Genomic DNA, 13,900 nt, shown 5'->3' with positions numbered 1-13,900 from the left:
GATGCCTATCTTTTGGACTTTTCCACAGTTTTCCACAAAAGCTGTGGATAACTTTGTGGATTTAAAAGCACTTGACAAGGTTTTAAACCCTGAAATTAAGGCTTCCATTTAAATTGGTTATTTTTTGATCAATTTAAATACTCTTTAATTTCAATGCATTAAGTGTGTCAAGCAATGCTCATTAAAAAAAAATAAATATTTTTTTTGATTACTCAATCAACAAAATGACTTGCTTTTTGTGAATAAGCAATCCGAAAAAAATGCTTTAGTGCTTCTATTTATATTTATATTTGTTAAACTCGTTTGTATTAATGTTGCTGTATATAAACTGCCATAGCGCTAATGATTAAAAAATTGAGATTTTCTTCACTTTCTTTGATGGGGTTAACAACTGCTATATCTTTTATGGCATCGCTTTCTTACGCGGGTCAGGTGTACATGTATAAAGATAATAATGGCAGCACATTACTCACCAATAAAAAAAATTCTGATCAATCTTTAAAACGCGTGAAAATCACCTATTACGCAGACAGTAATATTCACAGTTATTCAAATTGGGGTTCATCAGAAGCTTCCGTTTTAGCAAGTTACAGTAAAAATAAGAATGCTTTTGATCATATTATTAAGCAAGCAGCATCAACACATGGTGTGTCTGAAGGTTTAATTAAAGCTGTTATGCACACAGAGTCTGGTTTCAATACGCATGCACGCTCCCCTGTTGGTGCTCAAGGGCTTATGCAATTGATGCCTGCTACGGCACAACGCTTTAATGTTTCAAATGCCTATGACCCACATCAAAACATTATGGCAGGGGCAAAATATTTAGCTTGGTTAATGAAACGGTTTAACGGGAATACCTCTTTAGCACTTGCAGGTTACAATGCAGGTGAAGGAAATGTCACTAAATATGGTGGCATTCCGCCTTTTCGTGAAACCCAAGATTATGTTCGTCGTGTAAATAGTCGTTTTCACAATTTGTATTCAAGCGGTGTTGGCTTATCTGCAGGTTCATCTTCAGAACACCCTGCATCTGAAATCAATGTGCAAGCTAAACATGTCGAAACAAAACAATCTTCCAATATTAATTTGGCACAAGCATCGACAAAGCAACAAAGAAAAATTATTCAAACGAGCGATGGTACTTTTACCTATGCCAATGCCAGCCCTCATTAATTTAATTCAGATATAAAACCCAATATACTTTTTTTTATTCTTCGTATCTTTCTATTTTATTCTTGAAATTTTGCGATATACACCGCATATTTAAGGATAGATTTATTATTTTAAATCTTATCTATTTATTTTTAAGAGGATTCTTTCAATGATGCGGATTGGTTTGTTCTTGCTTACCAACCTCGCGGTACTGGTTGTAGCTGGCATTATTTTGTCACTCTTCGGTGTCGGTAGTTACCATGGCGCGGGTGGCTTAAATCTAGGCAACCTTTTAGTGATCTGTTTTGTCTTTGGTATGGTTGGTTCTTTAATTTCACTATTCATGTCTAAATGGATGGCGAAAAAAACCACGGGTACTGAACTCATTGACCCTAATGCACCTCGTAACCAAGCTGAAGCGTGGTTATTACAAGAAGTTGCACAATTAGCGCAACGTGCTGGTATTAATATGCCAGAAGTTGGTATTTTCCCATCTTATCAATCAAATGCATTCGCAACTGGTTGGAACAAAAACGATTCTCTCGTTGCTGTTTCTACAGGTTTGCTTGAACGTATGAATAAAGATGAACTACGTGCTGTACTTGCCCACGAAATTGGTCACGTTGCCAATGGTGATATGGTGACACTTGCCCTAATTCAAGGTGTAGTGAACGCATTTGTGATGTTCTTTGCACGCGTTGTGGGTGACTTTATTGACCGTAATGTTTTTGGTCGTCAAGATGGTGAAGCACCTGGCTTAGGCTATTTTGCAATTACTATCGTACTAGATATTGTATTTGGTATTTTGGCATCTTCAATTGTGATGTGGTTCTCTCGCCAACGCGAATACCGCGCCGATGAAGCAGGTGCTCGCTTAGCTGGTAAACAAGCCATGATTTCTGCATTACTTCGCTTACAAGCAGAATCTGAATTACCAGATGCAATGCCAAAAGAGATGAAAGCTTTTGCTATTTCGGCAGGTAAAGAAGAAGGTTTCAGCTTAGCTGCCCTCTTCCAAACTCACCCATCTATTGAACAGCGTGTTGCTGCTTTACAACAATTAAATTTGCCTTAATTTAAACACTTAAATTAAGCATTAAAAAAGCCTCCAATTGGAGGCTTTTTTAATGTGGGAAGTATTTATGTATTCTTTTTATGAGCCCATATTTTGTAGCCACTGAATCACTAGACTTCCACCAAGCCAAATTGCATAAAAAAATACAGCAAGAAATAAAAGCCCTAGAATATCTGGAATGTGTAGCCACAACCAAGCGACAACAGGATTACGCCAAAAGGCAGAATCACGTTGTTTCTTTTCTAAATTTTCATGTAAAAATGGATGAACAACATGATGATCTGAAGTTACCTGATACTCCACACGTATATGTTCATGTACAACATCTAAAGCTTTATGACTTGGACGTATAAAAACATCGAATATTGTGCCAACAATTGGAATAACACCCACAAAAGCATCAATCACAGCCATTTTCATGACAGGTGTGAGTTTATGTTGTGGTACACCAATTTGCTTGGCTTTATATATGGCATAACAAGTCAATACAAAACCTGCTGCATCACCTGCAATAGGAATGGTACTTAAAGCTGCATCCGCCCCTACGCCCTGCTTGGTAAATGGAATTCGAACAACGGAATCCATCATATTGGCGTATTTTGCAAGATCACGCTCAAGCTGAATGACTTCGTGCTGACTTAATTTTTTTTGTTTTTGCATCTCAATCCATCATTATTGAAGCAATACCCTTGAGCATAAACGATATTGATCTATATTTTGTATCTTAATTACAATCGATCACTTTCATCAATTTCCCTTCATCTTATTTTACTGTTAAATAAAAGAAAATGATGAAAGTTGTCTAGTCGCTTAAAATAAAATAATAGAAGCGATAGATAAATACACAAGAACACCCGTTGCATCACATATAGATGTTACCAAAGGTGCAGATGCACTTGCTGGGTCAAAACCAAATTTATTTAAAATAAAGGGCAAGCTCATACCAATTAAACACCCCAATAGCACAATGCCAACCATGCTAATTGCAAGTACTAAAGCAACAAGTTCATCGCCACGGTAAAAACCAAGGAAAGATACAGCTAAAGCCATGGTTAAACCTAAGCAAAGTGCAACTAAACTTTCACGCCCCAATAGGAAGAACCAATCTTTAAATTGAACATCACCTGTTGCCAATGCACGAACCATTAATGTTGATGATTGCGAACCTGCATTACCACCACTTCCGACAAGTAAAGGTAAGAAGAACACCAATACAATATTTTGCGCAATAATATCTTCAAAATGTGCGATACCAATCCCTGAAAGCAAGCTTCCAAAGACCAGAAAAACAAGCCAAAACACACGATTTTTATAAAGCTGTATAATTGGTGTCGATTTTAAACTCAGTTTAGATGTCGCACTAACGGCACCTGCTTTTAAGAAGTCTTCCGTTGCCTCTTCACGTGCAACATCCATAGCATCATCATGGGTAACGATCCCCACCATAATGCCCTTTTCATCGACAATGGGCAGTGCAAGCAAATCATAACGCGCAATGATTTTTGCGACTTCATCTTGATCTGAATCTACTTTTGCAAAAAGAACATCGGTGACCATCAAATCATTAATATTTTGTTGTTCTTGTGCCAAAATAAGTTGTTTTAGGGAAATCACACCCAGCAATTTACGTGCTTCATCTAAAACGTAGGCGAAATAAATCGTTTCTGTATCGGGTGCTTCCGTACGCAACATCTTAATCGCATCTGCTACGACCATATTAGGCAATAAGGTTGCATATTCGGAGCTCATAATGGCTCCTGCTGTACCTTCTACATAAGATGATAATAAACGAATATCTTCACGTTCTGCTTGAGCTAAAGCAGGAAGCAATGCATTTTGCTGATTTTCATCTAAGCTTTTAAAGACATCAGCTCGCTTATCTGAAGACATCTCCCCCATAATTTCTGCTAAAACTTGGCGCGGTAAAACTTCTGCAAGCTCAACTTGAATATGGGGAGGTAAATGTGAAAAGACATATGAACGATCAGGCAAGTTCAAAAGTAGCTTTTGAATATTTTCAATAGGTAATTGAGCGACGACATCTGCAACATCTGCGGCGCGAAAAGTTTTTAATGACTCAAGTGCAAGTTCGATATGATTATTTTTAACTGCATCATTTATTAGATACAAAAAGTTGTTGTAGCTCATGTTGGTCCCTGATTGCTTCTCACGCAGCAACAAAGGCAACATGGCAATTTAGTTCATTGCCAACAGAAAACCTTCACCCTGTATGAGATGAATATAACATTTTGAAAAATAAAATAATTGACAACTATGCCTGTCCATTTAAGAACGAGATCCTCTATATACCGTTTATACGGCGTGCAAATACTACAAACAACTTATACATTACTCAACCAATAAAACAAAAAGTATACAATTCAAGTGATTAGACTTCTTTCATAAATCTCTTTTACACTCTATTAATACCAGCTTCAAGCATGGCTTGAAAACTTACTTTTAAAGTAAATATCAGCTAAATAAAAGCAATCATTTCAGTTTAGATACTTTTTGCTTCGATTTAAAAATACTGCGAATAAGGACATACATAAATGGAATGAAAATAAGGACTAATACAGTACCAAATATCACGCCCCCCAAAACACTCACGCCAATTTCTTGACGGCTTGCCACACCTGCACCAAAGGCAAAAACAAGGGGTAAAACACCTGCACCAAAAGCAATTGAAGTCATTAAAATTGGACGTAAACGCAAACCTGCTGCACTTAATGCTGCATCAATCGCAGATTTTCCTTGTTGTTGTGCCATTGAAGCAAATTCGACAATTAAAATTGCATTTTTACAGGACAAACCAATTGTTGTTAACAAGGCAATTTGAAAGTAAATATCGTTTGGAAAACCTGAGAAATAACTAAATAAGATATTGCCACCAATCCCCAAAGGAATAGCGGTCATAACCGCAGCAGGAATAGACCAACTTTCATATAAAGCAGCTAAACATAAGAAAATAAAGCCAATAGATACCAAATAAAGTAAAAGTGCCTGATTACTCGATTTATTTTCTTCAAATGACATTCCGCTCCAAGCTAAATCTACACCTGACTGAGTATCTACCAGTTTTTGCAGATCTTGCATGGCTTGACCAGAACTCACATTGGTAGCTTTATCTGCCTCTAGCTCAAGTGCGGAATAACCATTAAAACGATTCACAATTTCAGGGCCACCTGACCAATGTGTTTCGGAAAAACTGGAAAATGGCACCATTTCATTTTGATTGTTTCGTACCGACCAAAACTGTAAGTCGTCGGGATTCGATCTAAATAATGCGTCGCTTTGCATCATGACTTTTTTAATACGTCCTCGATCAATAAAGTCATTAATGTATTTTCCACCTAAAGCCGCAGACAAAGTACTGTTGATATCCGTTAGCGATAAACCTGCTGCCATCGCTGCTTTTTGATTAATTTGAACCACAAGCTTTGCACGATCTGGCACAGCTTTTTTATCTAAATTTTCAAAGCTTGTATAAACTTTTGCTTCATCTTTTAGTTGCTTAAATTTTTCATTTAATACAGCTCGACCCTGCCCTTCAATATCACGTAACCAAAGGTTCACACCATTGGTATCGCCTAGACCATTTACAACAGGTGGCATCATAACCATCACATTGGCATTTTGATTTGCTTTGAAATATTTCATTGCACGTTCTTTCACAGCATTTGCACTGTTTTCTTTGCCGCTACGCTCATCCCAATGTTTTAATTTTACAAAACCTTGCGCTAAGTTTTGCCCTGTTCCACCACGGCTACGTCCATAACGTAACATCACCAAATCTACATTGGCTTTTTCATATTCTAAAAAGTAGCGTCTAACATTTTCACCCACTTCAATGGTTTTCGACATTGGCGCATTATCTTGCAATGACACTTGAAGCATCAGCGTACCTTGATCTTCGTTGGGCAAGAAACTTGTAGGTAAAACACGATAAAACAACGCAAATGTAATAATCAAAGCAAATGCAATAACAAGGGTAATTAAACGATTTTCAATAGTTTTAAATGAAACAGAAATATATTTGGTTTTGACTTTATCTAAAAATGAATTAAAACGATTTGCCCATTGGTAAGGCTGATGATTAGGTTTCAAAATAAGTGCACATAATGCAGGTGTGAGTACCAAAGCAACGGCTAATGAAATTGCCATTGCAGTTACAAGCGTAATAGAAAATTGACGATAAATAACGCCTGTAGAGCCACCAAAAAATGCCATTGGAATAAACACAGCACTTAAAACCAATGTAATTCCCACCAATGCACCACTAATTTCCTGCATAGATTCAATAGAAGCTTGTTTTGCACTTAGTCCTTTTTCATGCATTAAACGCTCAACATTTTCTACGACAACAATGGCATCATCCACCAACAGACCAATTGCCAAAACCAAAGCAAATAAGGTTAAAGTATTTACACTCATTCCCGCAGCAAATAACACAGCCATTGTGCCTAAAACAACAACGGGAACTGTAATGGTCGGTATAAGCGTTGCGCGCCAATTTTGCAAAAATAAAAAGATAACAACAATAACCAATAAAATAGCTTCAAAGAGTGTTTTTACCACTTCTTTAATCGATTCTTGAACAAAAGGTGTGTTATCTCTTGGATAAACCAATTTATAGCCTTCAGGCAACTTTTTAGAAATATTCGCAACAGCTTCATCAATCAGTTTCGATGTTTCAATGGCATTCGCACCCGATGCTAATGAAACTGCCATTCCTGCCGATGGATAACCATTAATGGTGTTATACGCTTGATAATTCTCTGCGCCAATTTCAACACGTGCCACATCTTTCAAATAGACATAGCTGCCATTTTGCGTGGCTTTAATAATAATATTGTTAAATTCTTCAACTGTTTTTAAGCGTGAGCCTGAAGTTACTTTTGCATTTAAATATTGTTCTTGTGCAACAGGTAACTCACCTACACCACCGGCTGCAACTTGAGTATTTTGCGCTTCGACTGCTTTTTGAATATCACTTGGGATCAGTTTGTAATCTTTTAATTTATTTGGATTTAACCAAATTCTCATCGCAAATTGAGAACCAAATACATCTAATTCACCCACGCCTTCTACACGTGCAATTTCAGATTCTAAATGTGTCTGTAAATAATCTGACAAGGCAATATTGTCGCTTTTACGAGATTCATCATACAAACCAATGACCCTATGCGTATCGCCTAAAGACTTTACAACATTCACCCCTTGTCTTTGCACATCTTCAGGTAAACGATTTAATGCACCATTAATGGCATTTTGCACTTGAACTTGCGCGGTATCAGGATCTGTTCCGTTATCAAAACTAATTTGAATACGGCTTTTTCCTGTCGAGTCACTGTTTGAACTAAAATATAGAAGATGATCTAAACCTTTAATCTGTTCTTCTAATATTTGGGTAACACTTTCTTCTACAGTTTCTGCATCTGCACCTGAATAGTTTGTATTTATTGAGATTTTTGGTGGCGCTATGTCAGGATAACGCTCTATAGGCAAATTAAGTATCGAAAACATGCCTAAAGCCATCACAAAGATAGCCAAAACACCTGCAAAAATTGGGCGCTCAATAAAATATTTAGACAACATATGTCTTATTCACACTTCCGATGTAGATGTTATTTCATCTTTAAGCGATGAAATTCGTATTTAAAAAATCGTTTGCGATCTTCTGTGACAAAAGCTTAAAATACAAGAATAGATTACAGAAAAAAATCGAATAATTTTAATTATGAAGAAACTATGTAGAACTTTAATGAATTCTATTTCTACTTTACAAAACAAAATAAATATCCATAATTCATCAAGTTTTAGTTAATGTGTATTTTTTATAAGATTAAGCGATTTTGCTTAAATTAAATAATAATTTTTTAAGGCTGATACTTTATTGTGCCTAAAAACTTCGGAAATATTTCAAGATGAATCAAAATTCTCCTTTCAAAGGTAAAACAGGCGTTAAACGTATTTTGAATGCAACACAATACTCTATAGATGGTTTTAAATCTGCTTTTCAAAAAGAAGCAGCGTTTCGCCAAATTATCTTAATCAATATTATTTTAATACCAATAACATTCTTTTTAAATGTAAGCCCTGCTGAACAAGCGATTATGATTATTGTATGTTTACTTTCAATTATTGTTGAACTTTTTAATTCTGCAATTGAAGCCGTTGTAGACCGAATTTCATTAGACAAACATGAACTTTCTAAAGATGCCAAAGACATGGGAAGTGCTGCTCAATTTGTATCTTTAGCTATTATTTTTGCAAGCTGGTCAATTATTTTATTACGGTAAATATCTTCAAATATTTAAGGGCAATTTTCAGCCCTTTTCTTTTGCGTAGACTTTTGTAAATTGTCACTTACCTGTAAACCTAAAAACCAATACTGCCTTGCATCTAAATATGAAGATGCTAAAAATCATGCAAAAAACATTGCTTACTCTTTTAATTCTGGCTTCTTTAACCGCATGTAGCCAACTCCCAAAACCACAAGATCAAATAAATCTACTTATTCCAACATCGCAACAACATCAAGAACCTAAAATCATTATTATTGGTCATCGTGGTGCAAGTGCTTTACGCCCTGAACATACTTTAGCGTCTTATCAAAAAGCCATAGATGATGGCGCAGACTTCATTGAACCTGATTTGGTTCCAACCAAAGATGGTTATTTGGTTGCTCGTCATGAAAATGATATTACAATCACAACAAATGTAAGTGAACTTTCACAATTTAAAGATCGCAAAACAACAAAAGTAATTGATGGTGAAAGTCATACAGGATGGTTTACCGAAGACTTCAATTTAAGTGAACTAAAACAATTAAAAGCTCGTGAACGTATTCCTGATGTTCGCCCTAATAATGCAAAGTACAATGATCAATTCGAAATTCCAACTTTAGAAGAAATTATTGCTTTGGCGCAAAAACACTATGAGCAAACAGGAAAATTAGTGGGTTTATATATTGAAACCAAGCACCCCACCTATTTTCAAAAAATTAATCTTGCACTAGAAGATCGCTTACTCAAAACGCTATCTACACATGAATTTACACGTGATTTAGCGCCTATTTATTTACAATCTTTTGAAGTTACTAATTTGCATTATATAAAAGAACAATTACCAAAATACAAAGGTTTAAAACAAGCACAATTAATACAACTTTATAGTGATGTTGATGAATCTCCTGCAGACTTCATTGCTCAAGGCATTCACAAAACCTATGGTGATTTAGCTACGACTGAAGGCTTAAAAAATGTGGCAACTTATGCTCAAGGTATTGGCCCAAGTAAAAACTATATTGTAAATAATGCAGGTGAACTTACACATTTTGTTCAAGATGTTCATGCACAAGGCTTAAAAATACATCCTTATAGTTTACGTCCTGAAAATAAGTTTTTAATTGACTCATTAGATTGTAATAAAAATGCAAATGAGCGATGTATTCAAGGTGCAATGGCTGAATATCAAATTTTCTTTAAAGCAGGTGTAGATGGCGTATTTACAGATGATCCTGCTTTAGGTCGTAAAGCTGTGAATGCGTTTTTGCAAAAATAATTAAATCTCTTTCCAATAAAATCCCCGCTATTTGTGGGGGTTTTATTAATGACGAGGTACATGCTTGAAATATTATTCAAATTATTAGATTTTTTCATCATTGGCTTAAAGTTAGTCATTATGAAAAAACTATGTATCAGACATCAATCAGCAGGTAAAAGATCTTATGTTTATTGATCATCTTTTTGTGAATATTAAATCAAAGAAAACCACAATAAAAGAACATAAAATTACTTATTTAAACTATATCTTCTTTGAATTTACATCAAATATTAAATAAACAATATTGCTGGAAATATAAAATGAAAAATAAAGTTTTTGCTTTCATGTTATCCGTAAGTAGCTTTTCTGCTTTAGCTGCCTCAAATTTAAATATTGAAACATTTAATCCTGGTAAAGATGCCATCTTTAATGTGAGTTCAACACTCATTAGTGGTGATAAAGATGCTATTTTAATTGATGCCCAATTTCAAAAACAACATGCAAAAAAACTGGTCGATTTAATAAAAAAATCTGGGAAAAACTTAAAATACATTTATATATCTCATAGTGATCCTGATTATTACTTTGGAATTAATGAAGTAAAAAAAGCGTATCCAAATGCCAAAATTATTTCTACAGCACAAACAGCTTATTTAATACAAGCAACCAAAGATGCAAAACTAAATATTTGGAAAGATCAACTTAAAACGGATATACCAACTCAACTTGTCGTACCAGAAGCTGTAGAAAAAAATAAGCTTAATATCGATGGGCAAGAAATTGTTATAAAATTAGATCCAAATGATTCAGCACACAGCTTCTTATGGATTCCATCTTTAAAAACAATAGTTGGTGGTATTTCTGTCAGTAAAGATGGACATTTATGGACAGCAGATACGCAAAGCGTTCCTGAAATAAATGCATGGATTAAACAAATTGATGATATGAAAGCTTTGAATCCAAACAAAGTCATTCCAAGCCATTTTAATACTGCCGACGACTCACCAAAAACACTAGATTGGGTAAAAGGATATTTACAAAATTATAAAGAGGCTGTAACGACTAAACACTCGTCTAAAGATGTTATCAACTTCATGACCACAAAATACCCAAACTTAGCAGATAAACAGTCTTTAGAATTAGGAGCAAAAGTTTTTAAAGGTGAACAAGAATGGCATACCAATTCTGCCTACCCTCCAATTGGTCGTACAGCAAAAGTTAATTTTGGTAATGGAACAGCAGTCTTTGATCTAAATTTCAAAGATAATAAAACGATGAGTTTTATTGGTACTGACGGCCCTTTTAAAGGTGTAACAGATACTGTTCAATATATGCCTATTGAAGTCGCAAAAAATGTATTTATGGTGTACTGGCATGAGCCATCGACAGGTTCAAATGTAGTGCATGTACAAAACTATAATACAGGTACTGCATATACCAATATTGCTGCCAAAGATGGTTCGTTCACCAATTTAAGCGGGACAATTAAAGTGGTAAATAAATAGTTCCAACCGTTATTAATCAAATTTACTGCTGTTAAACTTCAGCATAAAATTCAAGCAAATAAAAAAGGTCGCTAAATTAGCGACCTTTTTTACATGAACTATGATGAATTACATCATACCGCCCATACCACCCATACCGCCCATATCAGGCATTGCAGGTTTGTCTTCTGGAATGTCAGTAATCATACATTCAGTAGTAAGCATTAAGCCTGCAACAGATGCAGCATGTTCAAGAGCTGAACGCGTTACTTTCGCAGGGTCAAGAATACCCATTTCTAACATGTCGCCATATTCAGAAGTCGCAGCATTGTAACCGAAGTTACCTTCACCGTTTTTAACTGCATTAATTACAACTGAAGGCTCATCGCCTGAGTTAGAAACGATTTGACGAAGTGGTGCTTCAATTGCGCGACGTAAAATATTGATACCTACGTTTTGATCATCGTTTGCACCAGTTAAGCCTTCAAGTGCTGCTGCTGCACGAACTAACGCAACACCACCACCAGCAACCACACCTTCTTCAACCGCAGCGCGAGTTGCATGAAGCGCATCATCAACACGGTCTTTCTTCTCTTTCATTTCAACTTCTGTTGCAGCACCAATTTTGATAACAGCAACACCGCCAGCCAACTTAGCAACGCGTTCTTGAAGTTTTTCTTTGTCGTATTCTGAAGTAGATTCTTCAATTTGCGCACGAATTTGAGTTACACGCTCAGCAATTTGAGCAGCATTACCTGCACCATCAACAATTACAGTGTTTTCTTTAGAAACCGTAATTTTGTGTGCTGTACCTAAATCTTGAAGTGAAGCAGTTTCTAAAGACATACCTACTTCTTCAGAAATTACAGTTGCGCCAGTTAAGATCGCAATATCTTGCAACATTGCTTTACGACGATCACCAAAACCAGGAGCTTTAACAGCACATACTTTAATAATGCCACGCATGTTGTTTACAACAAGAGTTGCCAATGCTTCACCATCAACATCTTCAGCGATGATAAGAAGTGGTTTACCCGATTTAGCAACAGCTTCTAATACTGAAATCAATTCACGAATGTTGCTGATTTTTTTATCAACAAGAAGAATGAACGGATTTTCAAGTTCAGCTGTTAATGTTTCTTGTTTGTTTGCAAAGTACGGGCTGATATAACCACGGTCAAACTGCATACCCTCTACAACATCTAGAGAATCTTCGAAGCTTGAACCTTCTTCTACAGTAATTACGCCTTCTTTACCTACACGTTCCATTGCTTGAGCAATAAGCTTGCCCACAGTGGTATCTGAGTTTGCAGAAATTGAACCCACTTGTTCAATTGCTTTCGTATCAGAAGCTGGTTTAGCTGTTGCTTTGATATTTTCAACAACTGCACGAACTGCAAGATCGATACCGCGTTTCAAATCCATTGGGTTCATACCTGCAGTTACAGACTTGATCCCTTCATTTAAAATTGCTTGAGCAAGAACAGTTGCAGTTGTTGTACCGTCACCTGCAATGTCATTGGTTTTTGAAGATACTTCACGAACCAATTGAGCGCCCATGTTTTCAAACTTGTCTTTTAACGCGATTTCTTTAGCAACAGTTACACCATCTTTAGTGATGTGCGGTGCGCCAAAAGAACGGTCGATTACAACGTTACGACCTTTAGGGCCTAAAGTTACTTTTACAGCATCTGCAAGTACGTTTACGCCTGCGATCATTTTTGAACGCGCTGAATCACCGAATTTTACGTCTTTAGCTGACATGTTTAACTCCAAATATTTTTAAATTTTTTATCAATCTGTGTCGTACAGATTTGAATTTACTTTTAAAGATTAACCTGCAAGTACCGCTAAAATATCAGATTCTTTCATGATAAGAAGTTCTTCACCATCTACTTTTACTTTAGTACCCGCATAAGTACCAAACAAAACAGTGTCGCCAACTTTAACATCTAAAGCACGTACGCCATTGTCCGTTACTTTACCATTACCCACTGCGATGATTTCACCTTGCGCTGGTTGCTCTGCTGCTGAAGTACTTAAAATAAGACCACCAGCAGTTTTAGTTTCCTTTTCAACACGGCGAATAACAACATTATCGTGTAAAGGACGAATATTGCTCATAGTAAACTCCATCAGACTCATGTCTTTTATTTAGTTAAATGATGATGACAATTTGATTTCCATACATCATCATCAGAAAATCATTTTGATGACTCTGTTGTGGGGATGGAAAATATCGCTTCAAGGGTAAGCACTAAAAAAAATGCGCTTTTTTGTATAAGTTTTATTCAAAACAACCATTCATAAGCTGAATTGATCTAAAAGCATTTCTTACTATTGTTTTCATATCTATTTGATTGACTATTTTTAATTGGGTAGTTCCACCCACTTAAAGAATTTATACTTTTATATATAAATACAATGAAAGTAAATAATTGACTTATTTCATCAATCTATCTAATTTTTCTAAACTCAGTTTTAAGGTATTGCTTAGACCTTATTTCAGAGCAATAAGGATAATTTAAGTTCTAGATTTTAAATCACTTAGAAATAGTCAATTTAAATAAACCCTTCTGTTAAATTAGAAAACCATCATGACGCATTATTTAATTTATAAATGAACGTTCTCGCTCAGCCA

Annotated in this window: 10 protein-coding genes; 5 read left to right on the top strand and 5 right to left on the bottom strand. The window is 35.7% G+C overall.

All coding sequences use genetic code 11. From position 1 onward, the window contains the following. The first annotated feature begins 378 nt into the window (after nt 1-378). Nucleotides 379-1,173, top strand: coding sequence for a lytic transglycosylase domain-containing protein (locus GTK57_RS09975; RefSeq protein WP_407925933.1), 795 nt, complete (start codon nt 379-381; stop codon nt 1,171-1,173). Between the two features lie 148 nt (nt 1,174-1,321). Then, on the top strand, nt 1,322-2,227 hold the full coding sequence (gene htpX / locus GTK57_RS09970; protein ID WP_152874371.1) for a protease HtpX: 906 nt from the start codon (nt 1,322-1,324) through the stop codon (nt 2,225-2,227). 78 nt (nt 2,228-2,305) lie between these two features. Here the strand turns inward: htpX and GTK57_RS09965 are convergent, their stop codons facing one another. The 3 genes from GTK57_RS09965 to GTK57_RS09955 form a co-directional block, all read right to left on the bottom strand. Further along, nucleotides 2,306-2,887: a DUF4112 domain-containing protein gene (locus GTK57_RS09965; RefSeq protein WP_163123200.1), complete on the bottom strand. Its 582-nt coding sequence runs from the start codon at nt 2,885-2,887 to the stop codon at nt 2,306-2,308. Between the two features lie 150 nt (nt 2,888-3,037). After that, on the bottom strand, nt 3,038-4,375 hold the full coding sequence (gene mgtE / locus GTK57_RS09960) for a magnesium transporter (protein ID WP_163123198.1): 1,338 nt from the start codon (nt 4,373-4,375) through the stop codon (nt 3,038-3,040). 342 nt (nt 4,376-4,717) lie between these two features. Next, a complete protein-coding gene (locus tag GTK57_RS09955) occupies nt 4,718-7,825 on the bottom strand; it encodes a multidrug efflux RND transporter permease subunit (RefSeq protein ID WP_163123196.1) in 3,108 nt (1,035 codons plus the stop codon). Between the two features lie 329 nt (nt 7,826-8,154). Here GTK57_RS09955 and GTK57_RS09950 point away from each other — a divergent pair, with 329 nt between their 5' ends. From GTK57_RS09950 to GTK57_RS09940, 3 genes are all read left to right on the top strand, one after another. After that, nucleotides 8,155-8,529: a diacylglycerol kinase gene (locus GTK57_RS09950; RefSeq protein ID WP_152874375.1), complete on the top strand. Its 375-nt coding sequence runs from the start codon at nt 8,155-8,157 to the stop codon at nt 8,527-8,529. A 127-nt stretch (nt 8,530-8,656) separates the two neighbouring features. Next, complete coding sequence (locus tag GTK57_RS09945) at nt 8,657-9,793, top strand: glycerophosphodiester phosphodiesterase (RefSeq protein ID WP_407925920.1); 1,137 nt, start codon at nt 8,657-8,659, stop codon at nt 9,791-9,793. A 302-nt stretch (nt 9,794-10,095) separates the two neighbouring features. Continuing rightward, complete coding sequence (locus GTK57_RS09940) at nt 10,096-11,280, top strand: MBL fold metallo-hydrolase (protein WP_163123193.1); 1,185 nt, start codon at nt 10,096-10,098, stop codon at nt 11,278-11,280. Nucleotides 11,281-11,388: 108 nt separating this feature from the next. On the opposite strand, the gene groL is transcribed toward GTK57_RS09940, so the two are convergent. Together groL and GTK57_RS09930 are read right to left on the bottom strand one after the other, a co-directional pair. After that, nucleotides 11,389-13,023 carry a chaperonin GroEL gene (gene groL / locus GTK57_RS09935; protein WP_152874378.1) on the bottom strand — a complete coding sequence of 545 codons (1,635 nt, stop codon included), beginning with the start codon at nt 13,021-13,023 and terminating at the stop codon, nt 11,389-11,391. Between the two features lie 69 nt (nt 13,024-13,092). After that, a complete protein-coding gene (locus GTK57_RS09930) occupies nt 13,093-13,383 on the bottom strand; it encodes a co-chaperone GroES (protein ID WP_152874379.1) in 291 nt (96 codons plus the stop codon). Nucleotides 13,384-13,900: the final 517 nt, after the last annotated feature.

The sequence above is a fragment of the Acinetobacter portensis genome (assembly GCF_010646905.1).
GTDB lineage: Bacteria > Pseudomonadota > Gammaproteobacteria > Pseudomonadales > Moraxellaceae > Acinetobacter > Acinetobacter portensis.
This window is presented reverse-complemented; position numbering and strand designations above follow the sequence as displayed.

Bases quoted from the DNA above. Each gene is read 5' to 3' on its own strand.
- GTK57_RS09975 (WP_407925933.1), top strand. From the start codon at position 379: ATGGGGTTAACAACTGCTATATCTTTTATGGCATCGCTTTCTTACGCG.
- htpX (WP_152874371.1), top strand. From the start codon at position 1,322: ATGATGCGGATTGGTTTGTTCTTGCTTACCAACCTCGCGGTACTGGTT.
- GTK57_RS09965 (WP_163123200.1), bottom strand. From the start codon at position 2,887: ATGCAAAAACAAAAAAAATTAAGTCAGCACGAAGTCATTCAGCTTGAG.
- mgtE (WP_163123198.1), bottom strand. From the start codon at position 4,375: ATGAGCTACAACAACTTTTTGTATCTAATAAATGATGCAGTTAAAAAT.
- GTK57_RS09955 (WP_163123196.1), bottom strand. From the start codon at position 7,825: ATGTTGTCTAAATATTTTATTGAGCGCCCAATTTTTGCAGGTGTTTTG.
- GTK57_RS09950 (WP_152874375.1), top strand. From the start codon at position 8,155: ATGAATCAAAATTCTCCTTTCAAAGGTAAAACAGGCGTTAAACGTATT.
- GTK57_RS09945 (WP_407925920.1), top strand. From the start codon at position 8,657: ATGCAAAAAACATTGCTTACTCTTTTAATTCTGGCTTCTTTAACCGCA.
- GTK57_RS09940 (WP_163123193.1), top strand. From the start codon at position 10,096: ATGAAAAATAAAGTTTTTGCTTTCATGTTATCCGTAAGTAGCTTTTCT.
- groL (WP_152874378.1), bottom strand. From the start codon at position 13,023: ATGTCAGCTAAAGACGTAAAATTCGGTGATTCAGCGCGTTCAAAAATG.
- GTK57_RS09930 (WP_152874379.1), bottom strand. From the start codon at position 13,383: ATGAGCAATATTCGTCCTTTACACGATAATGTTGTTATTCGCCGTGTT.